At 73.1% G+C, this 24,650-nt stretch carries 26 protein-coding genes; 17 read left to right on the plus strand and 9 right to left on the minus strand.

Going from position 1 to position 24,650, the window contains the following annotated elements; translation table 11 throughout:
- The first annotated feature begins 7 nt into the window (after window positions 1–7).
- Genes BMY61_RS18840 through BMY61_RS18855 form a run of 4 tightly spaced genes read left to right on the plus strand, consistent with a single transcriptional unit; the run spans window position 8 to window position 6,653 of the window.
- On the plus strand, window positions 8–1,504 hold the full coding sequence (locus tag BMY61_RS18840; RefSeq protein ID WP_052438546.1) for an RtcB family protein: 1,497 nt from the start codon (window positions 8–10) through the stop codon (window positions 1,502–1,504).
- A complete protein-coding gene (locus tag BMY61_RS18845) occupies window positions 1,501–2,868 on the plus strand; it encodes a phosphotransferase (protein WP_042445335.1) in 1,368 nt (455 codons plus the stop codon). Before BMY61_RS18840 ends, BMY61_RS18845 begins: the two co-directional genes overlap by 4 nt.
- Window positions 2,865–5,930 carry an oligosaccharide flippase family protein gene (locus BMY61_RS48425; protein ID WP_143094426.1) on the plus strand — a complete coding sequence of 1,022 codons (3,066 nt, stop codon included), beginning with the start codon at window positions 2,865–2,867 and terminating at the stop codon, window positions 5,928–5,930. The genes BMY61_RS18845 and BMY61_RS48425 overlap by 4 nt, the downstream gene beginning before the upstream one ends.
- Window positions 5,931–5,933: 3 nt before the next feature.
- On the plus strand, window positions 5,934–6,653 hold the full coding sequence (locus BMY61_RS18855; RefSeq protein WP_042445339.1) for a sugar transferase: 720 nt from the start codon (window positions 5,934–5,936) through the stop codon (window positions 6,651–6,653).
- Here the strand turns inward: BMY61_RS18855 and BMY61_RS45050 are convergent.
- Window positions 6,563–7,612, minus strand: coding sequence for a hypothetical protein (locus BMY61_RS45050; protein ID WP_052438547.1), 1,050 nt, complete (start codon window positions 7,610–7,612; stop codon window positions 6,563–6,565). The two genes, BMY61_RS18855 and BMY61_RS45050, sit on opposite strands and share 91 nt — an antisense overlap.
- A 199-nt stretch (window positions 7,613–7,811) precedes the next feature.
- Between BMY61_RS45050 and BMY61_RS18865 the strand changes: the two genes are divergently transcribed.
- Window positions 7,812–8,486 carry a response regulator transcription factor gene (locus BMY61_RS18865; protein ID WP_042445342.1) on the plus strand — a complete coding sequence of 225 codons (675 nt, stop codon included), beginning with the start codon at window positions 7,812–7,814 and terminating at the stop codon, window positions 8,484–8,486.
- Between the two features lie 55 nt (window positions 8,487–8,541).
- Here the strand turns inward: BMY61_RS18865 and BMY61_RS18870 are convergent, their stop codons facing one another.
- Window positions 8,542–9,261 (minus strand): LuxR C-terminal-related transcriptional regulator, encoded by a 720-nt coding sequence (locus BMY61_RS18870; RefSeq protein ID WP_082014903.1) that lies wholly within the window; start codon window positions 9,259–9,261, stop codon window positions 8,542–8,544.
- A 495-nt stretch (window positions 9,262–9,756) separates the two neighbouring features.
- Between BMY61_RS18870 and BMY61_RS18875 the strand changes: the two genes are divergently transcribed.
- Window positions 9,757–11,481 carry a fibronectin type III domain-containing protein gene (locus tag BMY61_RS18875; protein ID WP_042445345.1) on the plus strand — a complete coding sequence of 575 codons (1,725 nt, stop codon included), beginning with the start codon at window positions 9,757–9,759 and terminating at the stop codon, window positions 11,479–11,481.
- On the plus strand, window positions 11,478–12,272 hold the full coding sequence (locus tag BMY61_RS18880; RefSeq protein WP_042445349.1) for an SAM-dependent methyltransferase: 795 nt from the start codon (window positions 11,478–11,480) through the stop codon (window positions 12,270–12,272). The genes BMY61_RS18875 and BMY61_RS18880 overlap by 4 nt, the downstream gene beginning before the upstream one ends.
- Window positions 12,273–12,315: 43 nt before the next feature.
- Here BMY61_RS18880 and ndk read toward each other — a convergent pair whose 3' ends face one another.
- Window positions 12,316–12,735, minus strand: coding sequence for a nucleoside-diphosphate kinase (ndk, locus tag BMY61_RS18885; protein ID WP_042445354.1), 420 nt, complete (start codon window positions 12,733–12,735; stop codon window positions 12,316–12,318).
- Between the two features lie 176 nt (window positions 12,736–12,911).
- Here ndk and BMY61_RS18890 point away from each other — a divergent pair, with 176 nt between their 5' ends.
- On the plus strand, window positions 12,912–14,123 hold the full coding sequence (locus tag BMY61_RS18890; RefSeq protein ID WP_236655947.1) for a serine hydrolase domain-containing protein: 1,212 nt from the start codon (window positions 12,912–12,914) through the stop codon (window positions 14,121–14,123).
- 56 nt (window positions 14,124–14,179) lie between these two features.
- Entirely contained in the window at window positions 14,180–14,896 is a 717-nt protein-coding gene (locus BMY61_RS18895; protein ID WP_143094427.1) for a TetR/AcrR family transcriptional regulator C-terminal domain-containing protein, read from the plus strand.
- 15 nt (window positions 14,897–14,911) lie between these two features.
- Here BMY61_RS18895 and BMY61_RS18900 read toward each other — a convergent pair whose 3' ends face one another.
- Window positions 14,912–15,376 (minus strand): hypothetical protein, encoded by a 465-nt coding sequence (locus BMY61_RS18900; RefSeq protein WP_042445364.1) that lies wholly within the window; start codon window positions 15,374–15,376, stop codon window positions 14,912–14,914.
- A 121-nt stretch (window positions 15,377–15,497) separates the two neighbouring features.
- Between BMY61_RS18900 and BMY61_RS18905 the strand changes: the two genes are divergently transcribed.
- Window positions 15,498–16,028 carry a hypothetical protein gene (locus tag BMY61_RS18905; RefSeq protein WP_042445367.1) on the plus strand — a complete coding sequence of 177 codons (531 nt, stop codon included), beginning with the start codon at window positions 15,498–15,500 and terminating at the stop codon, window positions 16,026–16,028.
- Window positions 16,029–16,066: 38 nt separating this feature from the next.
- Window positions 16,067–16,885, plus strand: coding sequence for a class I SAM-dependent methyltransferase (locus tag BMY61_RS18910; RefSeq protein WP_042445370.1), 819 nt, complete (start codon window positions 16,067–16,069; stop codon window positions 16,883–16,885).
- Window positions 16,886–16,895: 10 nt separating this feature from the next.
- Here BMY61_RS18910 and BMY61_RS18915 read toward each other — a convergent pair whose 3' ends face one another.
- A complete protein-coding gene (locus BMY61_RS18915) occupies window positions 16,896–17,210 on the minus strand; it encodes a hypothetical protein (protein WP_042445373.1) in 315 nt (104 codons plus the stop codon).
- 237 nt (window positions 17,211–17,447) lie between these two features.
- Between BMY61_RS18915 and BMY61_RS18920 the strand changes: the two genes are divergently transcribed.
- The 3 genes from BMY61_RS18920 (at window position 17,448) to BMY61_RS18930 (ending at window position 19,836) form a co-directional block, all read left to right on the plus strand.
- On the plus strand, window positions 17,448–17,756 hold the full coding sequence (locus tag BMY61_RS18920; protein WP_042445376.1) for a hypothetical protein: 309 nt from the start codon (window positions 17,448–17,450) through the stop codon (window positions 17,754–17,756).
- A gap of 46 nt (window positions 17,757–17,802) precedes the next feature.
- Window positions 17,803–19,071, plus strand: a complete 1,269-nt coding sequence (locus BMY61_RS18925; RefSeq protein ID WP_042445378.1) for an MFS transporter — start codon at window positions 17,803–17,805, stop codon at window positions 19,069–19,071.
- A gap of 156 nt (window positions 19,072–19,227) precedes the next feature.
- On the plus strand, window positions 19,228–19,836 hold the full coding sequence (locus BMY61_RS18930) for a histidine phosphatase family protein (RefSeq protein ID WP_042445381.1): 609 nt from the start codon (window positions 19,228–19,230) through the stop codon (window positions 19,834–19,836).
- Window positions 19,837–19,846: 10 nt separating this feature from the next.
- On the opposite strand, the gene BMY61_RS18935 is transcribed toward BMY61_RS18930, so the two are convergent.
- Window positions 19,847–20,845 (minus strand): phosphotransferase family protein, encoded by a 999-nt coding sequence (locus tag BMY61_RS18935; RefSeq protein WP_042445387.1) that lies wholly within the window; start codon window positions 20,843–20,845, stop codon window positions 19,847–19,849.
- Window positions 20,846–20,858: 13 nt separating this feature from the next.
- Complete coding sequence (locus BMY61_RS18940) at window positions 20,859–21,335, minus strand: hypothetical protein (protein ID WP_052438549.1); 477 nt, start codon at window positions 21,333–21,335, stop codon at window positions 20,859–20,861.
- A 96-nt stretch (window positions 21,336–21,431) separates the two neighbouring features.
- On the opposite strand from BMY61_RS18940, the gene BMY61_RS18945 reads away from it, so the two are divergent.
- Window positions 21,432–21,917, plus strand: a complete 486-nt coding sequence (locus tag BMY61_RS18945; RefSeq protein ID WP_042445390.1) for a hypothetical protein — start codon at window positions 21,432–21,434, stop codon at window positions 21,915–21,917.
- Here BMY61_RS18945 and BMY61_RS45055 read toward each other — a convergent pair.
- Complete coding sequence (locus tag BMY61_RS45055; protein ID WP_143094428.1) at window positions 21,914–22,189, minus strand: hypothetical protein; 276 nt, start codon at window positions 22,187–22,189, stop codon at window positions 21,914–21,916. The two genes, BMY61_RS18945 and BMY61_RS45055, sit on opposite strands and share 4 nt — an antisense overlap.
- Window positions 22,190–22,455: 266 nt before the next feature.
- The gene (locus BMY61_RS18955; protein WP_236655949.1) at window positions 22,456–23,097 is read right to left on the minus strand and encodes a class I SAM-dependent methyltransferase; all 642 of its coding nucleotides are present in this window, start codon (window positions 23,095–23,097) and stop codon (window positions 22,456–22,458) included.
- 172 nt (window positions 23,098–23,269) lie between these two features.
- On the opposite strand from BMY61_RS18955, the gene BMY61_RS18960 reads away from it, so the two are divergent.
- Window positions 23,270–23,848 carry a hypothetical protein gene (locus BMY61_RS18960; protein ID WP_143094429.1) on the plus strand — a complete coding sequence of 193 codons (579 nt, stop codon included), beginning with the start codon at window positions 23,270–23,272 and terminating at the stop codon, window positions 23,846–23,848.
- On the plus strand, window positions 23,845–24,648 hold the full coding sequence (locus tag BMY61_RS18965) for a hypothetical protein (RefSeq protein WP_143094430.1): 804 nt from the start codon (window positions 23,845–23,847) through the stop codon (window positions 24,646–24,648). Before BMY61_RS18960 ends, BMY61_RS18965 begins: the two co-directional genes overlap by 4 nt.
- Window positions 24,649–24,650 lie beyond the last annotated feature (2 nt).

Here is a 24,650-nt window from a genome sequence, read left to right on the forward strand (position 1 = left end):
AGGGGACATGCGCATCGACGTGTTCTCCGCCCGTGCGGGCTCCGACCCCACGCGCCCGTTCACCGCCATCGGCCCGGACGAGGGCGCACCGGGCGCAGCCGCCGACGGCCTCACCGTCTTCGACAGCCCCGACGCCCGCGCCGATCCGGCGCTGCTGGCCCGACTGCGCGACGGCACCGCGACCGCCGATCTCGCCGCGCCGCCCGTGGTGCTGCCGGACTTCTGCCACAAGGAGAAGTCGGAGATGCCCTCCAGCATCGCCGTCGCCACCCGCGACGCCATCCGGCCCGCCCTGACCGACGCCGCCCTCAACTGCGGCATGGCGCTGGCCACGCTCGACATCCCGCGCCCGAGCCCCGCCGCCGTCACCGACTTCTACTGCCGCGTCCGCGAGCGCTACCCGAACCCGCCCGGCTGGCGCTTCGACCTCAGCCGTGAAGACGTCCTGCAGGCCGCTGTGACCGGCGCCGGCTTCGCGGCCGAACGCTACGGCATCGACCGCCACGACCTGGACCGCGTCGAGGAGTTCGGCGTGCTCCCGGTCGACCGGTTCGGCGGCGCCCGCCGCGCCCGGCGCGAACTGCCGTGGATCTGCGTGCAGCTGGCCCGGCTCCGGTTCGGCTCGATCGGCCCCAGTACGCACTTCCTGGAACTCCAGGAGGTCGAGGAGGTCTTCGAACCGGAGATCGCCGCCCGCCTCGGTCTGCACCAGGGCCAGGTCACCCTTCAGTTCCACAACGGCGGCGGCGTCCTGACCAGCCAGATCGGCGAACTGTACGCGCGGCGCAAGGCCGCCTCGACACGGCTGCGTGCCCAGATGGCTGTGCAGAAGCCGCTCACGCACCTGCTGGCCGGCTCCCCGCTGCGTGCCCGGCAGCGCTACGAGGCCTACTTCACCGCCGGCTGCCCCTCCGTCGCCGCCGACTCCGACGAGGGCCGCCGCCTGATGCTGGCCCAGCGCCTCTCCATGAACTACGGCTTCGCCTACCGCCTGGCCACCTACGCGACGCTGCGCGCCTTCGCCACCGAGGCCTTCGGCGCTGACGCCTGCCTGCGCCTGGTCGTCGACTCGCCGCACAACTCCGTCTACGAGGAACAGATCGACGGCGCGCCCGCGTTCGTGCACCGCCACAACGCCGCCCGGGCCTGGACCCCCGAGCTGATGCGCGGCCACCCCGCGTTCGCGCAGACCGGCCAACCGCTGCTGGTTCCCGGCACCAACCGCACCTCCTCGTTCCTGTGCGTGCCCGCCCGGCAGGCCCGGCGCAGCCTCTACACCGCCTGTCACGGCACCGGCAGCATCATCAGCGCCTTCGCCCGCGACGGCCGCTCCGACGCCGACCCGTACGGCCGCCGCACCCTGCGCTACGGCTACAGCGACGCCGCTCCCCAGGAGATCCCGCAACTCGACGACCTTGGCGTCGACGCCGCGCTGTCCATCCTCACCGGCAACGGTCTGGTCCGGCCGGTCGCCCGGCTGCGCCCCTTCGCGGTGCTGACATGACGACCGAGCTGGCCCTGACCCCGGACCGCACCGGCGCTGTGACCTGGCAGGAGCTGCTCCCGCAGGGCCGCCGCTACGTCGCCCTGCCGTCCCGCGGCGATCCCGTCGTCGTCGCCCTCGACGACCGGCCCGTGCTGGAGTACCTGCGCACCTCGCTGCTCACGGTGCCCCCGCACAGCCGGCTGCCCGGGTGGTGCGTCAGCGCCGCGTGCGGTCTGCTGCGGCTGCCCCCCGCCTGGCGGCTGACACCCCATCTGGCGCCACCCCGGAGCGGGCCTGCTCCCGGCCCGGACCATCCCGACGACGCCGCACCGGTGCCCGTCCTGCGCGGTCGGGACCGGGACCGTGCCGGGCAGCCGACGCCGGGCGCACTCGGCCCGGCCCTGGCGGACCTGCTGGCCGCACACGACGGCCGGATCCTCATGCTCCGCCACAGCCACGACCCCGACGCCAGCACCCTGCTGCTCCTGTTCGGCGCCGGCGAAGCCACGCCGCGCCTGGCCGTCAAACTCCCCGCCCGCCCCGGTGCCGCCGCCCGCGTGCTGGCCGAGGCCGACCGCCTGGACGCCCTGGCCGCCCTCCCGCTCGGACGCCTGCGCAGCACCGTGCCCGAGGTCGTCGAGCTGCTCGGCCACCCCGGCCAGCCCGCCCTGGTCACCACCGCCCAACCCGGCACCCCCATGCTGGTCGACTACCACCGCCGCGGGCACACCGCCCATCCCGAGACCGTCCGCGCCGACCTCGCCGCCGCCCAGGCCTGGCTTGCCGCCTTCCAGTCCGCGACGGCCGGCCGCCCGGCGCCCCTCGATCTGGCCCCCGGCGTGCTGGACGCCCTCGCCGAGCACGACAGCGCGCACCCGCGCCTGCAGCGGCTCGCGGTGCTGCGGCGCCGGCTGCGCCGGCATCAGGCTCGCCAGGTCGCCGTGCACGGCGACTACTGGCCGGGCAACATCCTGCTGCGCGGCGGTACGGTCAGCGGCGTCGTCGACTGGGAGCGCTCGGCGCCCACCGGCAGCCCGATCCGGGACCCTGCCCGCCTCGTCCTCGGCTACTCCCAGTACCTCGACGGCCACACCCGCCCCGGCCACCGGATCCGCGGCCACCCCGGCCTCCTTGCCGGGGACCCCGCCGCGTGCGTCGCCTACGCCCTGGACGGGTCCGGCTGGTACCCGGACCTCGTCCGCGCCTCGCTCGAGCGCGCCCTCACCCGCGCCGGCGTCCCGGCCCACTGTGCCCGCGACGCCGTCCTCGCCGAGACCGCCGCACTCGCGGCCGAGGCCACCGACCCGACCTACCGCGCACAGGTGCTGGCGGTCTTCGACCGCCTCAGCGAGGCAGGCCCCGGCGGGGGGGTGACGGCGTGACGACGACTCTTCTGCCGCCGCGGACCGACCCCGGCCCCCGCCCCGAGCTCGCGCCCGAGCCGCTGCCCGCAGGGCCGCCACGGCGCGGGACCGCCGAACGGGCGGCCGTGGTGGCCGCGGCGCTGGCGATGGTGTTCCAGCCGATCCTGCAGCCGACCGGCCCCGGCCACACCTCGCCCGTCGACCTCTTCACCCTCGCCACGCTGCTGTTCACCGGCGTCTGGGCGGCCACCAGCGGACGCCGCCTCGGCGCGCCCTACGTGCTGCCGATGGCCCTGCTGATCATCGGCGGCGGCATCGCCGGACTCGCCGGGCCGCTGCCCGGCACCTCGCTGCTGCAGCTCGTCCAGGACCTGGTGCTGATCGCCTGGACCGCCGCCCTCTACAACCTCGGCCGCCGCCCGCACGTCCTCGGCACCCTGACGGCTGCGTTCGCCTACTCCGCGATCGGCTGGGCCGCCCTGCTCGACCTCGCCTCCGTGGCCCACATCAGCGCCATCGAGGGGATCTCCGAGGCCGACGGCAACCGCCTGCTGTTCACCTTCGGCGACCCCAACTACGCCGCCGCGTACTGGGTCGTGGCCATCCTCGTCGTCTACGCCACCTGCAGGCCGCGCCGCCGTGCCGCGCGACTGGCCGGATACACGCTGCTGCTGTGGGCGTTCGCCCTCTCGGAGTCCAACGGCGGGCTGCTGGAGCTGGTCATCGCCGTCGTCTTCGTCGCGGCCGTGCGGATGTGGCGCCGACACGGGCTGGTACCCGCCATCGCCATGGTCCTGGTCACCGCCGCGCTGCTGACGACGGCCCTGAACGCCGTGCCGCTCGGCACCGTGCAGAACTGGGCCGCGCAGTCCGGCCAGCCGCTGCTGGTCAACTCGATCGGCCGCAGCGACAACAGCACCTCGCAGCGCTCGACGCTGATCGCTGAGTCCATGCAGCTCTACTTCTCCGACGGCGTCCTCGGCAGCGGCCCGCGCACCACCAAGCAGCTGCTGACCGATCGCCAGTACCCCTACGCCAAGGAAGCCCACGACGACTACCTGGCGGCCCTGACCGAACGCGGCCCGCTCGGCGTGATCGGCATCGTGATGCTGGTCCTGGCGGGGTTCCTGCGCTCCAGCCGGGTCCTGCGCGCGCCTCCTGGCCGCGGTGCGTTCGGCACGCAGGTGCCTCGCCCGGCGGGCCTGGTCGCGGCGCTGCTGGCCATGGGCGTGGCGGGCGCGTACTACCAGGTGCTGCACTTCCGGTTCGTCTGGATCCTGCTGGCCTTCGTCGCGGTCCTGGCCGCGGGGCCGGCGCGGGAGCTCGTCGCCGAGCGTGCGGGAGGCCTCGGCACGCTCGCACGCATCGGCCGCGGCCCCCTGCGGGGCGGCGAAGCCGGGCTGAGGACGCCGGGCGGTCCCGCGCGGTTCGACCCCGGCCCTGCCCGGGGCGGGGAGGCGGGGCTGTTTCCGCCCCGCACGGGCGCCGGCGACGCGGGCGGTCCTGCAGGGCTCGATCCCGGCCCTGTTCGGGGTGCCGAAGCCAGGCCGGGGGCGCCGGGCACGGGCGTCGGCGACCCGGGAGGTCCTGGAGGGCTCGACCCCGGCCCCGCTCGGGGCGGGGAGGCGGGCGCACGGCCGGGGAGCGGCGTCAGCCGCGGCAGTACCACGGGCGCGGGCCTCGGCGCGCCGGGCCGTGTGCCCCTCGGCGCCGCACCGTCCCCACCGGCGATCCGGCCGTCCGGCCCGCCGCAGGCGGCCGGTGGCCGAGGGAGTCGAGGTTCGGCGCGGCCCCCCGCCGGGACGACGCAGAGCCCGCGGGGCGGGACCGGCACCGCCGGACTCGGGCGGCGCAGCATGGCGACCAACCTGGCCGCGCAGGGTGCCGCGCTGCTGGTGGTGTCCGTCGCCAGCCTGCTCGTGGCGCGCCTGTCCGGCGCGGCGGTCCTCGGCGAGTACACGCTGTTGCGGGTGCTGCCCTGGTTGGTCGGCGTCGTCGTCAGCTGCGGCCTGCCCGTCGCCTCCACCTACTTCCTCGCCGCCCGTCCGGACGACCGACGGCTGCGGCCCACCCTCACCCTCCTCGGCGTGGCGAGCGCCCTGCTCGGCACCGCGCTGTGGGTCGCCATGACACCCCTGCTGCAGCGCGCGCTCTTCTCGGCGCTGCCCAAGACGCTGATCGCGTTCATGGGGGTCACCGTCGCCACTCAGCTGCTCACCGTCTGGGCCAAGGCCTGCTGTCAGGGCCGTGCCGACATGCGCGGCGCGAACCTGGTGATCGTCTGCGAGGAACTGCTCTTCCTGCCCGCCTATGCCGGCGCGCTCGCCCTCGGGATGCGCGGCATCGAGGCCGTGGCGGCCGGCATGGTCGTCGGCGGCCTCGCCGCAACCGTCACGGGGCTCGCCCGGCTCGCGCTCACCGGCTTCGGACGCGACTGGGCCCGTCCCTCGCGCGACGTCGCGGGGGAGGTGCTGCGCTACGGCGCCAGGGGCCAACTCGGCAACGTGCTGATGCTGGTCAACCTGCGCCTCGACTTCGTCGTCCTGGGCGCCATCGCCGGGCCGGCGGTGCTGGGCGTCTACGCGGTGGCGTCGAAGTTCGCCGAGCTGATGCGCCTGCCCGCCGCCGCGCTGAACTACGTGCTGTATCCGCGCTTCGCCCGCGAGGAGCCCCGCGAGGCCGCCGCCGACGCCCGCCATCTGCTGCCGCGCGCCCTCCTCGGCACCCTGCTGCTGACGCCCGTCGTCGCGGGCGCCGCCGTGGTCGCTCTGCCCGTCCTGTACGGACGGGCGTTCCACGGCGCGGTGGTGCCCGCGCTGATCCTGCTGATCGGCCTCGCCGTCGAGGGCGCCGCCGCCGTCTCCTCCGCCTACCTGTGCGGGGCCGGCCGCCCCGGGGCGAACTCGCTCGGCATGGGCATGGGCGTCGTCATCACCGTGGTCCTCGACGTCCTGCTCATCCCGCGCCACGGCGCCGTCGGCGCGGCCGTCGCGTCCAGCGCGGCCTACCTCGTCACCACCTGCATGCTCACCACGATCAGCCGCGCCGTCGCCCGGCGCGCGGACGAGAAGGAGGAGTGACCGATGGCCGCCTCCACCGTTCCCGAGCCCCGGCTTCCCCACCGGGGCGCCGCCACGCTCCGGCCCACCGTGCGGGCTCCGGCCGCCACCGCCGGGGAGATCCGCCAGGACACCTGGCGGCGCCGCGGTGTGGACCTCGTGGTCGCCTTCGTGCTGCTCGTCGTGCTGTCGCCGTTCCTGCTGCTCGGCGTGCTCGTCGTGGAGCTCACCAGCCGCGGACCGGCGATCTACCGGCAGCAGCGGGTCGGCCGCTTCGGCGAGCCGTTCACCATCTGGAAGCTGCGCACCATGGTCGCCGACGCCGACCGCGCCGGTCCTGCCGTCGGCGGCAGCACCGATCCGCGGATCACCGCCGTCGGCCACTGGCTGCGCGAGACCCGGCTCGACGAACTACCGCAGCTGGTGAACCTGTTGTGCGGTGACATGACGCTGATCGGGTCGCGCCCCGAGGTGGAGCGCTTCCTGCGCTTCTACACGCCGCGCGAACGGGAGATCCTGCGCACCCGACCCGGCGTCCTCGGCCCCGGCGCGCTCTACGGCGCCGGCTGCACCGAGGAGCTGTGCACGGTCGCCGACCCGGACGCCTGGTACGCGGCCCACCAGCTGCACCCGAAACTCGCCCTCGACCTCGCCTACCTGGCGGACCGTCGCCTGCGCACCGACCTCGGGCTGCTGCTGCGGACCGCGGCGGTCGTGCTCGGCAGGACGCTTCGCACGCCCTGAGCCCCGGCGGCCCCGGCGACGAGGGACGGCGCGGGCTGCGCGGTCCCCGACGCGTTGTGCTGGGCGAACACCGCACGCAGCGCGGCCGGTGCGTTCACCAGCGTGGTGTCGTTCTTCTGCGTCCCCCAGCTGTACGCCTGGTCGAAGACCGGATCGGGGACGAACTGCCGCCACACGGCCATCATCTGCGCCGCCTGGTCCGGCGTCGGCAGCAGCCAGGGAGCGCCCTCGTCGTCCCGCCACCCGCCGCCCCCGAAGGCCTGGTAGACCGGGACCACGGAGGAGAGCGGCCAGCCGACGGCCTGGGCCGCCTGCAGGAAGGTGCTGATCTGGTTGAGATCGCAGCCGTGCAGTTCGGCGCGGCACGGGTACGGGTCGATACCGACCAGGTCGATGTGGGTGTTGGACGGGCTGTAGAAGTCGCCGCGGTTCACGTAGGAGGGTGCGGCGGCCATGCCGAGGTCCATCATCAGGAAGAAGGTGTGCCGGCCGGGGGAGTGCTGGTGCAGGTAGTCGCTCTCCGCGGCCAGGTTGCCCGCCGGACACTCCGGCTTCCACCGGCCGTTCGGGTCCGGCTCGTCCATCAGGTAGTAGCCGAACACCTTGGGGGAGTCCAGGTAGGGCTGGACCGCGTTCTCGAACGCCGGCGTGACCCCGTCGCACCGGCCCACCCAGATCAGCGCCTTGACGCCGCTGGGCAGCGCGTCCAGCTCCGCCGTGGTGGCGACCTCGGCCAGGTTGAAGCCCAACGCTCCCGGACCGAAGCCCAGAGCCGCGTCGAAGTTGGTGTTCGACGCCTCGTGCAGGGTCACCGTGCCGGGCCTGGCCGCGGGCGGCGTCGTGGTGGGGGTGCCGATCTGGACCGGATCGCTCACCGAGGCGGTCTGGACCATCAGCACGAGCAGGGCGGCGGCGACGGCGGTCAGCGAGGCACGCCCTGCGAGGGCGGTGCCCTGCATGAGCACACCTCCAAGGACGGGAGCAGGCGGCCCGGCGCGGCGCCGGGCGCCACGTCAGAACCCCTGCGATCCCAGGCTAGGACGGGATCGGGCCGGGGCCCTACGGTGTTTGACGCAGGGCCGCCTGCGTAGCTCCCAGTAGGGGCGCCTGCGACGTTCGACGCTGGTGGCGGCCGTCCGTGCGACCGAGCCTTGATCCATGACCAGCAGCGACAACGCCACCCTCGTCCGTGTCCTGGTAGCGGACCGTCACCGTACCGTCGGCGAGGCCCTTGCGCTGGGGTTGCGCCGGGCCGGGCTGGCCGCGGAGCCGGCCACCGGCAGCGAGGAGGCCCGACGGATCGCCGCCTCGCGGGTGGACGTCGCCCTGCTCGACGTGGGCCTGCTCGCCGAGGATCTGCCGGCGGGCCTGCGGGACTGGGTCGGCCGTGCCGACGTCCCCGTCGTGCTGCTGGGCGACGACGAGCAGGTGGGTCAGGACGACCCGTCCCTGTTGTGCGCGGCGGTCCGGGCAGGGGTCCGGGGCTGGGTCCCGCGCAGCTGCCCGCTGCCGGAGCTGCTGGTCGTCCTGGACGGCGTGCGGCGCGGGGACACCTGGATCCCGCCGCGCCTGCTCACCGCGGTGCTGCGGGAACTGTCCCGGGCCCGCGGCGAGTTGGACGAGGGCGCACGCCTGGCCGCGGCGCTGACCCCGCGCGAGCTGGAGGTTCTCGGCTTCCTCTGCGCGGGCCTGACCCGCTGCGCGATCGCCGAGCAGCTCTTCGTCTCACCCCGCACGGTCCGTACCCACGTGCAGAACATCCTCGCCAAGCTGGACGTCCACTCCTCGCTCGCCGCGGTCGCCCTGGCCCGCCGAGCGGGCCTGGCCCCGTGAGTCGCCCCCTCCAGGGGTGCCGGTTCCCCGCGCACCTGGAGGGGGCGACTGAGCCTCACTGTCTGACCAAGCCGGCCTTGTGAGCCATCGCGACGGCTTCCAGACGTGAGTGCACGCCCAGCTTGTCCAGCACGTTCTGGACGTGCGTCCGTGCCGTGTTCGAGGCCATGCCGAGGACGCGCGCCATCTCGGCGGTGCCGTCGCCCTCGGTGAGGCGTTCCAGGACCTGGCGTTCGCGCTGGGTGAGCCACCGCAGGGGATCGTCCTGCTCGGTGCGTTCGCGCCTCAGGTGGCGCAGGGTGTCGCGGCTCAGGGCGGGTGTCAGCACCAACTCGCCGTGCAGGATGCGACCCAGGGCCTGTTCGATCGCGTCGATGCTCTGGTCCTTGGTCAGGTAGCCGACCGCTCCGGCCTCGATCGCGGCAGCGACGGACGCCGGCTCGGCGTCGGTGGAGAGAACCAGGACCCGGACCGCGCGTGCCTCGGCGTGCAGCCGGCCGATCAGGTCCAGCGCGGAACCGTCGGCGAGGTGGAGTTCCGTCAGGCACACCGCGGGCTGGAACTCCAGGGCGGTGCGCAGCACTTCCGCGCAGGTGGTGGCGGTGGCGCGGACGTGGAAGCCGCGGTCGGCGAGGGCCAGGGCGAGCGCGTCCAGCAGCAGCCGGTGCCCGTCGCCGAGCACGAGCGGCGTCGGCGGGTCGGTTCCTTCCTGCGGGTCGGGCGGTGCCTGGTTGGGGAGTTGGAGGGTGCTCCAGGGGGACATCGGGGTAGTCATGGACAGTTGCCTCGCAAGGCACGGGGCTTCACCCGGAGAAGGGGTGTCGCCCAGGAACGACAAGGGGGCCCGGCCGCCGGGTGGCGGGGACCTGCCCTGCAGGATGAAGGAGAAGGGGCCGACGGGCTGCGACGGCGGGCTCGAAGCCCACTCTCGTCACCGCAACCGAAGAGCGCCGGTCGCTCTCAGACGCTCTCGGCGTCGACCACCACGGCTGGCGGCCTCCAGACCCTCATCAACAGCCTCAATAGCCCCACGAGGAAAGCACTGCCAGGTGGCTCAGCATTCCCGCTCGCGCGGGCGGGTGTCAAGGTATTTTGCTCTGCTTTGTCAAGACTTTGCTTATATGTCCGATATGCCGTAATCGGTTGACACGGCCACTACGCCGGCCGCGTGAACGTGAACCCGGACTGCCCTACAGCGCTGGTGCCCGTCCCGCGCGGGGCTTGTACTGGCCCAGACGGAACCCAGATCGACCGGAAGACGGGCGGCACCATGGCGAGACTGCGACTGACCCTCCGTTGGATCCTCGTCGTGGCCCTCGCCTTGCTGGGGTTCGCGGCCGTCCCGACCCAGGCGCAGGCGGCGCCCGGCTACGTGCAGGGGACGGCGTTCACCACCTCCAGTCGCGTCGCCTCCCTCTCGGTGAGCCTCACCGGCGCCGTCGGGTCGGGGCACCTGCTGGTCGGGTGGTTCGCCGAGTACAACGCCGCCGGCCAGGTCCGCGTCTCCGACAACGTCAACGGCGCCTGGACCCGCGCACCGGGCTCGACCGCCTTCCAGAACGACTCCGGTGACATCGCGCTCTACTACGTGCAGAACGCCAAGGCCTCGAGCGGCCTGACCGTGACGATGACCGCGAGCGCCCCCGCGTACTTCCAGGGCTCGCTGGCCGAGTACGCGGGTGTCGCCATTGCCGGACCGCTGGACCAGGTCCTCTCCAGCCGCGGCGTCGGCACCGTCGTCGACACCGGTGCGACCCCGTCCGTCCCGAGCGGCGAGCTGGTCTTTTCCGCGCTGATCACCGGTGGCAACCCGGGCAGCGTCACGCCGGGCACGAGCGGCGGCCTCGCCTACACGGCCCGCAACCACACCGCCTCCGGCTCCGCCTTCGAGGAGGACATCGCCTCGGGCGCGGCCGGCGCCCAGCACGGCACCGCGACCCTGGGGTCCTCCACCGACTGGTACGCGGTCGTCGCGACCTTCCGACCGACCACCGTGGACATCCTGCCGCCGACCGTGCCGCAGAACCTGCACGCCACCAGCATCGCCGCCGGCAGCGTCAGCCTCGCCTGGTCCGCGTCCACCGACGACGTCGCGGTGACCGGCTACACCGTGTACCGCAACGGCGCCGTCCTGGCGACGACCGGCGCGAGCACCACCAGCTACACCGATCCGACCGTCGCCGCGAACACCGCCTACAGCTACACCGTCGACGCCTTCGACGGCGCGGGTCTGCACTCCGCCCAGTCCGCACCGGTCCAACTGACCACCCCGGCGGCCTCGCCCTCGTTCGTCCAGGGCGCGGCCAACTCGCCCGGCACCCGCACCACCACGGCGACCCTGACGCTGACCTCGCCGGTGACGGCGGGGCACCTGCTGGTCGGCTGGTTCGCCCAGTACGACGCGCCGGGCCAGGTGCAGGTCTCCGACAACGTCAACGGCGCCTGGACCCGCGCGCCCCAGTCCGAGCACTTCACCAACGGCGGCGGCGACATCGCCCTCTACTACGTCCAGAACGCCAAGGCGGCCCCCTCCCTGACCGTCACCCTGTCCGCCTCGGCGGCCACCTACCTGCCCGGCGCGCTCGCGGAGTACTCCGACGTCGCGGCCACCGGATCGCTGGACCAGATGGCCGTCGGCGAGGGCAACAGCACCACCGTCGACTCCGGTTCCACCCCGGCCGCCGTCGGCGGCGAGCTGGTGGTGGCGGGTCTGATCACCGGAGGCCAGCCGCTCACCGTCACCCCCGGCAGCAGCCAGGGCGTGCCCTACACCCTCCAGGTCTTCAACGGCAGCCGGTCCACCGACATCGCCGGCATCCTCTCCAGCGCGGCGGGCCCGCAGAACGCGCGCTTCACGCTCGCCAACGGCAGCGACTGGTACGCCGTCGCCGCCACCTTCCACCCCGACCCGCCGGCCGGGCACGGCGTCAGCGGCAGCGCCCACGGAAAGGGGCAGGGACACGGCGCGCCGCAGCACGCACGGAGTCGGCGATGACGCGTGACCCGCTCCCGCCCGGGATCGACCCCGGGCGGCCCAGCATCGCGCGGGTCTACGACTTCTTCCTAGGCGGCACGCATCACGTCGAGGCGGACCGCGAGGTGGCCCGCAGGATCGCCGACGTGATGCCGGACTTCCCGACGGTCGTCCGCCACAACCGCGCGTTCGTCCGACGCGCGGTGCGGTACCTCCTGGACGAGGGGGTGCGGCAGTTCGTCGATCTCGGCTCCGGCCTGGCCACGGCAGGCGCGGTGCACCTGGTCGCCCAGGAGTTCGGCGCCGATGCCAGGGTCCTGTACGTGGACAGCGACCCGACGGTCGCCGCCGACAACCGGTCGCTCGTCCCGGCGGCGACGGCCGGTTCCGTCGCCGCGGACCTGCGCGACCCCGCCTCCGTCCTGGACTGCGCCGAGGCGCGCCGCCTGCTCGACCTGGACCGGCCCACCGCCTTGCTGATGATCGCGGTGCTCCACTTCGTGCCCCACCGCGACGACCCGGCCGGCGTCGTGGCCGGCTACCGCGAGGCCGTTGCCTCGGGCAGCTTCGTGGCGCTCACCCACGCCGAGGACGCCTCCCGGGTCCCCGGCACCTTCGAGGCGGCCCGCCTCTACTCCCAGGACGTGGCGCAGATCCACCTGCGCAGCCGCACCGAGATCGCCGACATGCTGCGCGGCTGGGAGCTCGTCGCCCCCGGCCTCGTGGCCACCCCGGCGTGGCGTCCCGATCCGGAGGTCGTCACGCCGCCCACCCGCCTCAACGGCCTGGCGGCCGTGGGCCGCAAGCCGTAGCCGTAGGCGTGGCCCCGGTCAGGGGGAGCTTCGGGCGGGGGGCTCAGGCGCGGCCGGGGAAGAAGATCTTGATCTCGCGTTCGGCGGCGTCCACGCAGTCCGAGGCGTGGATCAGGTTCTCCTGGACGTGGCTGGCGTAGTCGCCCCGGATCGTGCCGGGTCCCGCCTGGAGCGGGTTGGTGCGACCGGCCAACAGGCGGACGCCCTCGACGACGCTCTCGCCCTCGACCATCACGGCGATCGAGGGCCCGGAGGACATGAAGTCCACCAACTCCCCGTAGAACGGCTTGTCGAGGTGTTCGGCGTAGTGCTGCTCCAACGTGGCGGCGTCCAACGTGCGCAGCTCCAGGGCGGTGATCCGCCAGTGCGCCTTGCGCTCGATCCGGGAGAGGATCTCGCCGACCAGGCCCCGGGCCACGGCGTCGGGCTTGAGCAGGACCAGGGTGCGCTGCGGAGAGGACATCGAACCAACTCCTCGTGTTCGGCGGGGCGACATCTGCAGGCTAGAACGCCCAATCGCCTTTGTCTGCAAGGCCGAACGTCCTCGCCCGCAGGACGGAGGGCCCCGGTATCCTGTCCGCCTTGCCCGTGTGAACCATCGGTGTCACCATGGGTTCAGAAATAGGACGGGAGAGAAACGTGGAGCCAGCAGGCTGGGGCGGAACGCTCGCCGCGGGCGCGGCGGTGGCAGGTGTCGCGGCGGGAGCCGCGTGGCTCTGGCGGCACCAGGGCGACCTTGCCACGTCGCGCCCGCTCAACGAGTGGACGTTCACCCACATGTCGGCGCTGATGCCGACCGCCACCGTCGCTCGCCCGCCGGACCCGAGGCCGCTGCGCCACGCGCCCCGCCCGCTCGAGGTCACCTACGCGCACGCCGGACGCGAGCGCACCCTCGCGGACCTGCACGCCGCCACGCACACGACGGGCTTCGCCGTGCTGCACCGCGGGGAGTTGGTGCACGAGTGCTATCCCGGCCGCTTCGCCTCACCCGAGGCGCGCTTCCAGCTGTTCTCGCTGACCAAGTCGGTCACCTCGATGCTCGTCGGCATCGCCCTGCACGACGGGGTTCTGGCCGGCGTCGACGACACCGCGGTCTCCCATCTGCCCCACCTCGCCGGCACCGCCTACGACGGCCCGACAGTCGCGGACCTCCTGCACATGAGCAGCGGGGTCGAGTTCACCGAGGACTACGCCGATCCGCAGGCCGCCTTCGCCCGCTTCGAGCGCGCGGTCACCGGCGGCGGATCGGTCCTGCAGGTACTGCGTTCCCTGCCGCGCGCGGCCGAGCCCGGCACGGTGTTCAACTACTCGACGCTCGACTCCCAGGTGCTCGGCTGGGTCCTGGAGGCGGCGACCGGCCGGACGCTCGCCGACTACGCCGCCGAGCGGCTCTGGCATCCGATCGGCGCGGAGCGCGACGCCTACTACTTCCTCACGCGCGGCCGCCCCCGCACCGCCCTCGGCGGCGGCTCGCTCAACGCCTCCGTGCGCGACCTCGCCCGGCTCGGCCTGCTGATGGCCCGCGGCGGCGCCCTGGACGGCGAGCAGATCGTGCCCGCCGCGTGGGTCGACCGCAGCCGCGGCACGGACCTGCCCCACCTCGCCGTCGGCGCGCTCGGCGCGACGACGCCCGCGCACTACGGCTACGCCAACCAGTGGTGGACCGTGGCGGGTCCGGAGCGCGGCTTCACCGGCCTGGGCATCCACGGCCAGTACCTCTGGGTCGATCCGGAGGCGGACGTGGTGGTCGTCAAGACGAGCGCCTGGCCCGTCGCGGACGACCCCGAGCGTGACGCCGAGACCGTCGCCGCGTTGCGCGCCGTGGTCGCCCACCTGCGGTCGGAGGCCTGAGCGGCCCGGGCGAACAGCCGCGTGGCGGCCGTCGGCAGGCCGATAGGATGGCCGCCATGACGCAGAGCGGGACGGAAGCCGCGCCGAAGGCGAAGCCCCGGCGCGGACGGCCGCCGTCCACGTCCCTGAACCAGACGCTGATCCTGGACACCGCGCTCGCCATCGTCGAGAGCGAGGGCCCCGACGCGCTGACGCTGCGTCGGCTCGGCGCGGACCTGGGCGCCAACCACACGGCCGTGCTGCGGCACTTCTCCGGCAAGGACGAAATCCTGCTGGGGCTCGCCGAGCGGCTGATCCAGGAGGCCATGGACGGCTTCGTGCCGGCCGAGTCGTGGCGGCAGACGCTGGAGTCGCTGGCCCGCCGCGTGCGGGCGGCGTGCCTGGCCCACCCCCAGGTGGCCGTGCTGGTGGCCACCCGCGTCTCCCGGCGCGGCGCCGAGTTCCACGGCGCGGACGTGGTCATCGGCGCCCTGCGCGAGGCCGGCTTCGCCGACCGGGACGCGGCCCGCTACTACCGTTCCCTGGTCGACACGGCCATGGCGCTGTCCGCGTACGAGGCGGCATTCGCCGCGCTGGACAGCCAGTCCCAGGAGGGCGACCGGATGGCCTGGCGCCGCGAGTACCTGGCGGTCTCCCCGGCGCAGTACCCCAACCTTGCCGCGGTGGCCCCGTTCCTGGCCGAGGCGGACGCGGACGATCAGTTCGAGACGACCCTCGCCCTGATCCTCGACGCAGTCGCCGCCCGCGCGATCACGCTCCGCCCGGCGACCTGAGGCGCCCTCGTTACGTCAGTACTCGCCCTTGATCACGAAGAAGGAGCCGCGGATCTCGCCGGCCAGCTTCGACTTCTGGCGTGCGAACTTGAAGCGGGTCGACAGCTCCTCGGGCACCTCCATGCCCTGCGAGAGCTTGAACCCGACCGCGCGCTTCTTGCCGTCCTCGAGGCCGTACATCACGTTGATCGACAGGCCGGACTCGTAGAACACGTACGCCATCCGCAGGCCGTCCACCTCGAAGGAGGTGACCTCCAGTGCGGGGGAGGCGATGGCGATGTCGCGCTCCTCGGCGAGGATGCGCGTCACCCACTCCAGCACCTGCGGGGCCTCGGCGGCCGGGGTGACGGTGAAGACGTGGTCGTACTTGTTCTTGTAGTACCTCGCCTCGTTGGCCCGCAGGCCCGCAAGGGCCTCCGCGACCGGGGAGGACTCCAGCCCGACGGTGGACACGTTCACGAAGTCGACGGCGTACGGCATTCGTCCTCCTGCCTGATGACGATTCATCGCACATCCTCGCAGAGGGCCGTTCGCCGGGCATCTCTTCCGCTTCGAGGTCCCCTGACAGAGGATGTCAGTGGACCTGGGTGATCGTGGGGACATGACCACGCAGACGACGAACCCGCCGGTCGACGACGGCCGCCACGACTTCGACTTCCTTGCCGGCACCTGGCGGGTCCACCACCGCAAGCTGGCCGACATGACCGATCCCACCTGCGAGGAGTGGGTCGAGTTCGAGGGCGTCCAGTGGATGCGCCAGACCCTCGGGGGCCTTGGCAACGTGGACAACCTGAGGGTCGAGTCGATGCCCAACGGCCGGTCCTTCGAGGGGATGTCCGTCCGGCTGTTCGATGTCGAGGCCGGACTGTGGCGGATCTGGTGGGCCTCGACCGCCGCACCCGGCCATCTGGACTCCCCGGTCTCCGGACGCTGGAACGGCAAGCGCGGTGACTTCCATGGCGCGGACGTGGTGAACGGCACGCCGGTCTCGGTCCGCTTCGAGTGGACCGTGGAGGACGGCGACACCGCGCGGTGGGAGCAGTTCTTCTCCTTCGACGAGGGCAGCACGTGGGTGCACAACTGGCGCATGTCCTTCACCCGCCTGGACGGTGACACAGCGCCCCTGGCATAAGGTCGTCCCGATCGCACGGACGGCGTGGGGTGGGGGCGATGACCGTGCAGCAGACGGCTTTCGACGCGGCGGAGCGTCGGATGTGGGGCGGACGCGCCGACGCGTACGCGGGCAGCTTCGCCCGGCTGTGCGCCCACACGGTCCCGCACCTGCTCGACGCCGCGGCGGTGGGCGCCGGCACCCGTGTCCTCGACGTAGGCACCGGGACGGGAGCCGTCGCCGCGGCCGCCTGCGAGCGTGGCGCGCGGGTCACCGCGATCGACGCGGAGCCCGGCATGGTCGCGCTGGCACGCCGCGCCGCCCCCGCGGCCGAGGTCCACACCGCCGTCCTGCCGTCGTTGCCCTTCGCCGACGGCGCCTTCGACGCGGCCGTCGCCAACTTCGTGCTCAACCACGTCGGCCGTCCACGGGACGCGCTCGCCGAGCTGCGCCGTGTGGTGCGGCCGGGCGGCCGGATCGGCCTGACGATCTGGTGCGCCCCCGGCGCCCCTGGCCAGGAGCTGCTCGGTCGGGCCATGGAGGCGGCCGGCGCCGTCAGGCCGGCCCACCTGGCGCCGCTCGCCGCCGAGGACGACTTCCCGCGCACCCCCGACGGCCTCACCGGCCTGCTCGACGCTGCCGGCCTGCGCGGGCCGACCAGCAGCACACTCGCCTGGGACCACCGGGCCGCGCCGGACGAGTGGTGGAGCGGACCTGCCGCCGGAGTGGCCTCCATCGGGCAGCTGCTGGTGAGTCAGCCCGCACCGGTCCGGGCGGAGGCGAGGCGGCACTACGACCTGCTGTGCCGGGAGTATCTGGGCGACGACGGCCGCCTGGTCCTCCCGCACAGGGCCCTGCTGGCCACGGCCCGCCGCTGACCCGGCGGGGTCAGGGGGAGGGCCAGCCCCGGGCGACGGCGTCGAGATGGGCGTCGAGGTCGGCCAGGTCCGGCTGGTCGAACACGGCCTGGTCCGCGGTCCATTCGTGGTGGTCGCGCTGGTAGGCGGCGACCACGTCGTTCAGCGACGCGCCCGTGCAGCGGGCGATGTCCACGATGTCCTCCGGGTCCAGCCCGGTGGTGCGGGCGGTGGTACTCCAGCACCACAGCAACGCCTCGGGGATGTCCCGGTCGACGACGCCGTTGTCCCGTGCCTGCTGCTCGATCCACCGGGTGAAACCGGTGCGCCAGGTGTGGTCGCTCATGGGCCGCGTCGATCCCCTTCCATCTCGGCGTCGTCCCGATGTTGCTACCCCGTCGGAGCCCACACGTGCCCTCCGCGGGCCTCGCCGCGGTGACCGCCGTGTGAACTTTCGATGTGCGCCGCACCCGGCCGCGGATCTTTACGGGATCTGAAGCAGATCCGAATCCTCGTTTCACGTTCGCCTGCTCACACTGGAGAGCGAAGGCCCCGAGTCCGGCAGTCCGGTGAGGAGAGCGACGTGTCCGCCATCCACCCCTCCCGATCCCCCCGTTCGCCCGACCCCTTCGGCCGCCGCGACGCCGGGCTGCACCACGTGCGCGCCATGACGCGCTGGACGATCGTCGGCTCCGCCGCCGCGGCGCTCGTGCTGGGCCTCGGCTACGCGCACGCCCTGCCGGACCTCGCCGCGCTCCTCCCCGCCCACGGTTCCGGCGGTGGTGGCGGTGGCGGGTTCACGGAGCATCCCGGCGCCGGCTCCGGGGGAGTCCAGGCCCCGGGCCTCCCAGGTGGCCAGGGCGGCAGCCACACCACGACCGGATCCTCCTGACGCCACCCCGCCGACCTGCTGAAACGTCCCTGTTAGCCTGGGCGGCATGATCAGGGGCGGAGCCGGGGACGACACAGCCGGCGAGCCGACCGCCCGCGCGCAGCGCGCCCTGATCGTCGGCAGCTTCGTCAGCAGGGTCGGCAACGGCCTCTTCAACACCGCCGCGATCCTCTACTTCACGCTCGTCGTCCACCTGCCGGCCACCCAGGTCGGCGCGGGACTGACGATCGCCGGCCTCGGCGGCCTGCTGGCCGGCATCCCGGCAGGCAACCTCGCCGACCGGTACGGGCCGCGCACCGTCTGGCTCACGGCCCTCGCGCTGCAGGCCGTCACCATGGCGGCCTTCGTCACCCTCCACAGCTGGCTCGCGTTCACCCTCGTCGCCACCCTGGACCGGCTCGCCGCCACGGCGAGCGGCGCCGCGGGGGGCGCCGTCGTCGCGCGGGCGGGCGGCGAACGTCCCGCCGCCTTCCGGGCCCGGCTGCGCACCTTCGTCAACCTCGGCGTCGTCGTGGGCACCCTCGGCGCGGCCGTCGCCATTCAGATCGGCACGCGCACCGCCTACACCGCGCTGATCCTCGCCAACGCCGCCAGCTTCGCCTGCGCCGGCTTGATCGCGCTCCGCGGCGTCCCGAACTACCGGCCCCTGCCCCGGCCCGCGGAACACCGCCGCTGGTCCGTCCTGGCCGACCGCCCCTACGTGTCGTTCGTCGCCCTCTACAGCGCCATGGGTCTGCAGTACCAGACGGTCTCGCTGCTGCTGCCGATCTGGCTCACCGCCCACACCGACGCGCCGCGCTGGACGGTGGCCGCGCTCTACGCCGTCAACAGCGGCGTCTGCGTGCTGCTGCAGAGCCGGCTCGGCGCCAGGGTCGAGACCCCGGGGCAGGGCGGGCGCGCCTTCCGCCTGGCCGGCCTCCTCTTCCTGGTGAGTTGTCCGCTCATGGCGCTGACCGCCGACGTGCCCGCGTGGGTCGCACCGGTCCTCGCCGTGCTGGCCGTCTGCGTGCACAGCGTCGGCGAGGTGTGGGAGTCCTCCGGCGGCTTCACGCTCGCCTTCACCCTCGCGCCCGAGCATGCGCAGGGCCAGTACCAGGGCCTGTTCGGTATCGGCTTCGACGCCGGTCAGGCCCTCGCCCCGCTGCTGCTGACGGGCGTGGTCCTGGCGCTGGGGCAGCCGGGCTGGCTGCTGCTCGGCGCCTTCCTCGCCGGTGTGGGTGCGGCGGGACCCCCGGTCGCCGCCTGGGCCGAGCGCAGCCGCGCCGCCGACGCGCGGCCGGAACCGGTGGGCACGCCGGAGCAGGCCGGAGCCTGAGCCGGCCTGAGCCTGAGCCGGACGGCACCGGGTCGCGAGCGGCGGGGCCGCGCGGGTGGTGTTGCCGGACGTCGTGGTGCGGCGTGGCGCTGTGCGCGCGGGGGTGCCGCTTTGATGAACGAGGGATCAGCCGTCGTCGTCAGGAGGCCAGGGCGCATGACCCCCACCCCGCATCGGCTGCTGCTCGCGCGCCACGGCCTGACCGAGTGGGCCCTGACCGGCCGCCACACCGGCCGCACCGACATCCCGCTGCTCCCCAAGGGCCGTCAGCGGGCTCGGCTGCTCGGACAGCGCCTGCACCGGCCCCCGTGGGACGACCTGCCGCACGCCCAGATCCGCACCAGCCCGCTGCTGCGCGCCCGCCAGACCTGCGACCAGGCCGGTTTCGGCGACCGCGCCACCGACTGGGACCTGCTGGTGGAGGTCGACTACGGCGACTACGAGGGCCTGACCACCGACCAGATCCACCAGCAACGCCCCGACTGGCAGTTGTGGCGCGACGGCACGCCTGGCGGCGAGACCCTGGCCGAGATCTCCGACCGCGCCGACGCCGTCGTCGCCTGGTCGCGTGCCGCGGCCACGGACGTGCTGGTCTTCGCCCACGCCCACTTCCTGCGCGCGGTCGCCGCCCGCTGGCTCGGCAACGACGTCTCCTTCGCCGCCCGACTGGAACTCTCCCCGGCCTCCCTGTCCGTCCTCGGCTGGGAACACGGCCAACCCACCCTGGCCCACTGGAACGACAACAGCCACACCGAAGGCAGCTGACCGAGGCCCCTCACGGGCGGCAGGTGACCAGGGCGAGCGCCTGCTTCAGGTTGTACTCGGCGATCTCCTGCATGAAGGCCCGGTCGGGGAAGTCCCCGTCGAGCAGCCGCAGCGGACCCGCGACGAGGGAGAGGCGCATCGCGAGCATGTAGAGGGCGAGCCGGTCGGGATCGAGACCGGGTCGGTCAAGCGCGTCGTACCGCTCGCGAAAGCGGATCCGCAGGAACACGTGCTCCCACTCGACGTCGAAGGACATCACGCCCTCGATGTCGATGAGGACCGGGTGCCCGTCGGCGTCGATCAGCACGTGGTCCGGACCGAGCTCCCCGTGGATCACGCCGTACTCCGTGCGCGGGGCGACCCGCCCGGCGAGCTCCCGCAGTCGGTCGCGCAGCGCCCCGGCGGCCGACGCCATCCGGTCGTCGCGGACGGCGGCCTCGTCCAGATCCGCCAGGGCGCGGCCCAGGACCACCTGCTCGCAGGAGGTCCCGCTCACCGGGCCCCCGCGTTCGAGCACGTCGAGCCGGCCGTAGCGCGGGCCGCGCTGCCGGTGCATCACGTGCAGCATCTCAGCGAGCTCACCCAGAGCCGCCGTCCCCTTGACGGGGTCGCTCGTCAGCAGCTCCTCGAGCGTGCCCCGGCCGGCGTCCTCGACGACGGCGACGTCCGCCTCGTACCTCGTCCGGCTGTCGTCGGCCAGCACCACCCGCGGCACCCGCACCCCCAGCCCGTCCAACCGCCGCTGCGCCGCCAGGAACGGCACCAGCCCGGACGCGGGTGCGAACGGACTGTCGGCGTCCTGCCCAGCCCCCTCCGGCCAGAAGTTCTCAGCCTCGGCCCAGCGGTAGACGATCACGCTCGTGGCCTCCGCCGAGCCGTCGACGTGGACCCGGTAGACACCCTTCTTACTCCCCCCACGCAGGCGGTCCACGCCCACGACCCGGGATCCGGTGCCCAATGCGTCCCGGGCAAGTGCTGACAGCTCTTCGGTCTCCGCGAAACGGCGCATCCGCCGAGCCTACTCACACGCCCGGTTCACAGGCTTGGTCGACGATCTCGACCTCGTCCGGTCTGGGGAACGGCATCATGTCCCAGCCCCAGGGCCAGCCATGGTCCGACACTCCCTCCTCGGACTCGGGCGCGAGGCGGCGGGGGATGCGGAGCGTCCACCAGGGGGCCACCCTCAGCTCCTGTTCGGGCCAGGCGACGGTGGCGGCGCGGAAGCGGTCGTCGAGCGCGTCGAGCATCGGCTGACGCATCTCCCGCACCCGCGCGGGCAGCAGCGGCCAGACTTGCCCGAGGGTGGTGCGGCACCACCGGTCGTGGCTGAACTCCGCTGCGCACCAGCCGTAGCCGACCTCGACCTCAGCGACCAGCCCGGCCCACGCATGCAGCAGCGAGTTGAGTGTCCGCCCGGTACCGTCGACCCTGCGCCGCGTGACCTCCCCGACGGCCGCCTGCACCGCTTCGTACTCCTCGCCGGTCAGGGAAGGGTCCATGCGGACGAGTGTTCCAGCCCTCCGGCGCGTCCGCTATCGTCTTCTGGCTTCGCCGGAGCCGCCGGAGCCGGGGGAGCGATGAAGACGGGGGCAAGGGTGGGCAAGGACGATCTGTATCCGAAGAACGGCTACATGGCCGGATACCGGGACGGGAGCGCGTCGAGTCGGGCGAAGCAGGCCTACGCCCGTTGGGCGATGCTGGGGCTCTGCCTCTTCGCCATCGGCTTCGGGATCCCCGCCGTCATGGAGGGCTGGGCCGTCGCGCACGGCGCCGGCACCGCAGGACGCTTCACCGTGAGTCAGGTCGGCGGCTGCGGCAAGAACTGCGAGTACGTCGGCGACTTCACACCCACGGGCGCGAACTCGCCGACGGAGATCGGCATGAGACCGATGGCCGGCTTCGACCTGCGCCAGGTCGGCGACAGCGCGCCCGCCGTCTCCTACGACGGCGAGGTGTTCCCGCGGGGAGGCGGGGACGCCTGGTTGCGGGCGCTGGGACTGCTGCTCGCGGGTGTCGTCGGGCTGGGGCTCTGGATCTGGCGCATGATCTGGCGGCGCCGGCACCGGACCTGGCTCAGTTAGACGAGTTGTTCCGGAGTCTGACCGGCTGCTGACGGCGGCGCGGCGAGAGCCCGATGCAACGGGATGGCGGTGGCCAGGACGAATACACCGAACAGTGTGATCGGCAGCAGCCCGAACGGGGCAAGGTAGTCGAGCGGATGACGCACCACGTTGCCGGCCTGGGTCCACCAGTTACCGAACGCATCGGCCGATATCGCGAATGCCGCCAACGGAGGCGCGGCCGGACTCGCCCGGACGGTGAGCACGACGGCCAACACGTCGAGTGCCAGCATCGCGTGGAACACCACCTGGATCGGTACAGGGGCACGGCTGAAGGCGTGTATCCCTCCGGTGCACAAGGAGTACGCGTGCGAGCAGGTGCCCTCCCCGAAGCCCACGACGTAACCGGCTGCGACCCAGCGCGCGCGACGGGAGGCTCGCCCCCCGCGCCACGCACGCAAGAACCTGTCCGACATGTTCCCCCCACCTGCCCCAGCAGCCAGGCTACAGAACCGTGTTGGCGGTAACGGACGGTTCTTGGCGGCGGGGCGCCACTTGATCAGTCAGCAGGGCGTTCCTGTTGCAGGCCGAGATAGGTCCAGGTCACTCCCGGCCGGGCATGCGGGTCCTCGCGCTGGGCGAGGTGAAGGACTTCGAGGCCGTGCTTGCGGGCAAGCTCGATGGTCTCTTGCGCGGTGACGGCGAACATACGACGACCAGCGGGGACGGGTCCGTGGCGGAGCGAGAGAATCACCCGACCCCGCTCGGCGAGGAGTCCGGCGAGGGTGGTCATGGCGTCCGCGCGCTGCTGTTCGTCCAGGTGCATCCAGACCGCGGTCAACAGGATCAGATCGAATCGGCGCTGCTCTGCCGTCAGACTCGGCAGGTCCGGGAGGGCGTCGGAAAGCCACTCGATGCTCTGACCGGCGTGGACGGCTTGTCCGAGCTCGCGCAGCTCGGTCGTGGGTTCCGCCGCCACGACCCGGTGCCCCTGCGCGGCGAGAGCCGCGGCGTCGCGCCCGCTCCCCGCCCCGACATCCAGAACCGAGCCAGGCTCCGCTGGGAAGAGGTGCAGCACCTCACGGTGGACTTCGGTGAAGGTCACGCTCTCGTACTGGTCGGCCAAGGCTTCAGCGGCCTCGCCGTATCCGGCGGTGCTGTCCATGGCACGGAGTTGGTCGTCAGGGGTCTGGCTGATCACAACGGTGGACCCTATGCCCCTGCGTTCGCACGGCGCCAGCATGGAGGCCCTGGGCCGAGGCCAGCAAAGATCGTCGGACCACCGGATCTGAGTACGCATACTCATGCGGAGCAAGGCCGAACGCCGCCAAGCTGCGGGCGGCCATCGAAACACCGCAGCTCAGGAGGCATGAATGCGCCGAAATCCGGCGTCGGATCACCTCGGCTCCAGCCCGACAACAACACCCACCCTCATCACGTCCGCAGCGGCCATCCTGGGTGCTGTGCTGGCCGGCTGCAGCGCCGCACCGTCCCAGCCCGCCCCCGAGTCACCCCCGACGCCGGTCACCTCCGTCTCGACGTCGGCGACGCGCGCCGCGCTGAACTCGCGGGCACAGGCCGCAGAGCAGGTCCAGCAGGCGCTGGGCGCCCGAATCACCCTCGACGAGGAACGCTACGGCTCGGGAACCGGCTCGCCCTGCTCAACCTCCTCCGCCACGTTGTTCACCGCACGGTGCGGACAGGTCGCTGCGGCTGTCGACACCGACGCCGCGCTGGCGCTCTCCGCCATCAAGGGACGGGTCGGCTTCGCGACACTGAGCAGGACCGCTCGGGCTCTCCTGGTGGACGCGCGCAGCTACCGGAACCTCGGCTGTGACGGGAATCCGGCTGCCGACGCCACCCGGCACGCGTGCCTGGCACCCTCCGCGGCCCTCGCCCAAGCCTTCCCTGATCTGCGGGACGGGATCAACCTCGCCTTGAGGGGCCAGTGACCACGCCACCCCGTCCGACCACGGCAGCGCCTTCGCCAGTCCCGTCCCAGACTGCGGCACGGTCCGGAATCGGCTGTCTGGTGGCCGCGTTGGCAGTCTGCGCCATCACGGTCGGCAGCCTGATGTGGGCGTGGCAGTCGCTCCGCGACCGGGTCAACCCGCCCGGACCCAACGTGTCAGCCCTCGCGACGTCCGCGCCGGTTGTCGCGGCCGACCAGAACGCCGCCGCGCAGGTGGAGACCGAACTCACCCGCGTCCGACACCTGTTGCCATGGATACGCCCCGTGACACAAGGCGTCCAGGACACCTGCGCTGCACAGGAGATCGACGCCACCTCCATCGGCAGCTGGCCGACCTGGACCCCGGTGCAGTGTCTGCGGACAGTCGTCTGGTTCGGAAGCTTCAACGGTCCGCTCCCTGCCGCTTTGAACCGCCTCGACGCAACAATGGAGCGCGCCGGGATGCAGCCGGACGGCACCGCGATCAACCAGCTCCTCACGAGCGATCACACGCAGACCCCCGCGCTGAACTTCGCCTTCGGCGACTACCGTGACCAGAACTGGACCGTCGACCTCACCGTGGACGCGCCGCCCGACCTGCGCCAGGCCCTCCTGAGCAACCCGGACCTGCTGATCTCAACCAGCCCCCTGTCCGCACCGCCGAGCACGTTCACGCGCACGTACCGGCCGGTGCAGACCAGCGAGCTGACAGCCAAGGTGACGCCGCCCGACTACGTGGTCGGTGTACGCCTCAGGCTCGGGTACTACCAGCAGTCGCCGACAGCGGCGGCTTCGCCGTGACA

The organism is Streptacidiphilus jiangxiensis (assembly GCF_900109465.1).
Lineage (GTDB): Bacteria > Actinomycetota > Actinomycetes > Streptomycetales > Streptomycetaceae > Streptacidiphilus > Streptacidiphilus jiangxiensis.

Coding starts and splice junctions, on each gene's coding strand:
- BMY61_RS18840 (WP_052438546.1), top strand. CDS start 8: ATGCGCATCGACGTGTTCTCCGCCCGTGCGGGCTCCGACCCCACGCGC.
- BMY61_RS18845 (WP_042445335.1), top strand. CDS start 1,501: ATGACGACCGAGCTGGCCCTGACCCCGGACCGCACCGGCGCTGTGACC.
- BMY61_RS18855 (WP_042445339.1), top strand. CDS start 5,934: ATGGCCGCCTCCACCGTTCCCGAGCCCCGGCTTCCCCACCGGGGCGCC.
- BMY61_RS45050 (WP_052438547.1), bottom strand. CDS start 7,612: ATGCAGGGCACCGCCCTCGCAGGGCGTGCCTCGCTGACCGCCGTCGCC.
- BMY61_RS18865 (WP_042445342.1), top strand. CDS start 7,812: ATGACCAGCAGCGACAACGCCACCCTCGTCCGTGTCCTGGTAGCGGAC.
- BMY61_RS18870 (WP_082014903.1), bottom strand. CDS start 9,261: ATGACTACCCCGATGTCCCCCTGGAGCACCCTCCAACTCCCCAACCAG.
- BMY61_RS18875 (WP_042445345.1), top strand. CDS start 9,757: ATGGCGAGACTGCGACTGACCCTCCGTTGGATCCTCGTCGTGGCCCTC.
- BMY61_RS18880 (WP_042445349.1), top strand. CDS start 11,478: ATGACGCGTGACCCGCTCCCGCCCGGGATCGACCCCGGGCGGCCCAGC.
- ndk (WP_042445354.1), bottom strand. CDS start 12,735: ATGTCCTCTCCGCAGCGCACCCTGGTCCTGCTCAAGCCCGACGCCGTG.
- BMY61_RS18895 (WP_143094427.1), top strand. CDS start 14,180: ATGACGCAGAGCGGGACGGAAGCCGCGCCGAAGGCGAAGCCCCGGCGC.
- BMY61_RS18900 (WP_042445364.1), bottom strand. CDS start 15,376: ATGCCGTACGCCGTCGACTTCGTGAACGTGTCCACCGTCGGGCTGGAG.
- BMY61_RS18905 (WP_042445367.1), top strand. CDS start 15,498: ATGACCACGCAGACGACGAACCCGCCGGTCGACGACGGCCGCCACGAC.
- BMY61_RS18910 (WP_042445370.1), top strand. CDS start 16,067: ATGACCGTGCAGCAGACGGCTTTCGACGCGGCGGAGCGTCGGATGTGG.
- BMY61_RS18915 (WP_042445373.1), bottom strand. CDS start 17,210: ATGAGCGACCACACCTGGCGCACCGGTTTCACCCGGTGGATCGAGCAG.
- BMY61_RS18925 (WP_042445378.1), top strand. CDS start 17,803: ATGATCAGGGGCGGAGCCGGGGACGACACAGCCGGCGAGCCGACCGCC.
- BMY61_RS18930 (WP_042445381.1), top strand. CDS start 19,228: ATGACCCCCACCCCGCATCGGCTGCTGCTCGCGCGCCACGGCCTGACC.
- BMY61_RS18935 (WP_042445387.1), bottom strand. CDS start 20,845: ATGCGCCGTTTCGCGGAGACCGAAGAGCTGTCAGCACTTGCCCGGGAC.
- BMY61_RS18940 (WP_052438549.1), bottom strand. CDS start 21,335: ATGGACCCTTCCCTGACCGGCGAGGAGTACGAAGCGGTGCAGGCGGCC.
- BMY61_RS45055 (WP_143094428.1), bottom strand. CDS start 22,189: ATGCTGGCACTCGACGTGTTGGCCGTCGTGCTCACCGTCCGGGCGAGT.
- BMY61_RS18960 (WP_143094429.1), top strand. CDS start 23,270: ATGCGCCGAAATCCGGCGTCGGATCACCTCGGCTCCAGCCCGACAACA.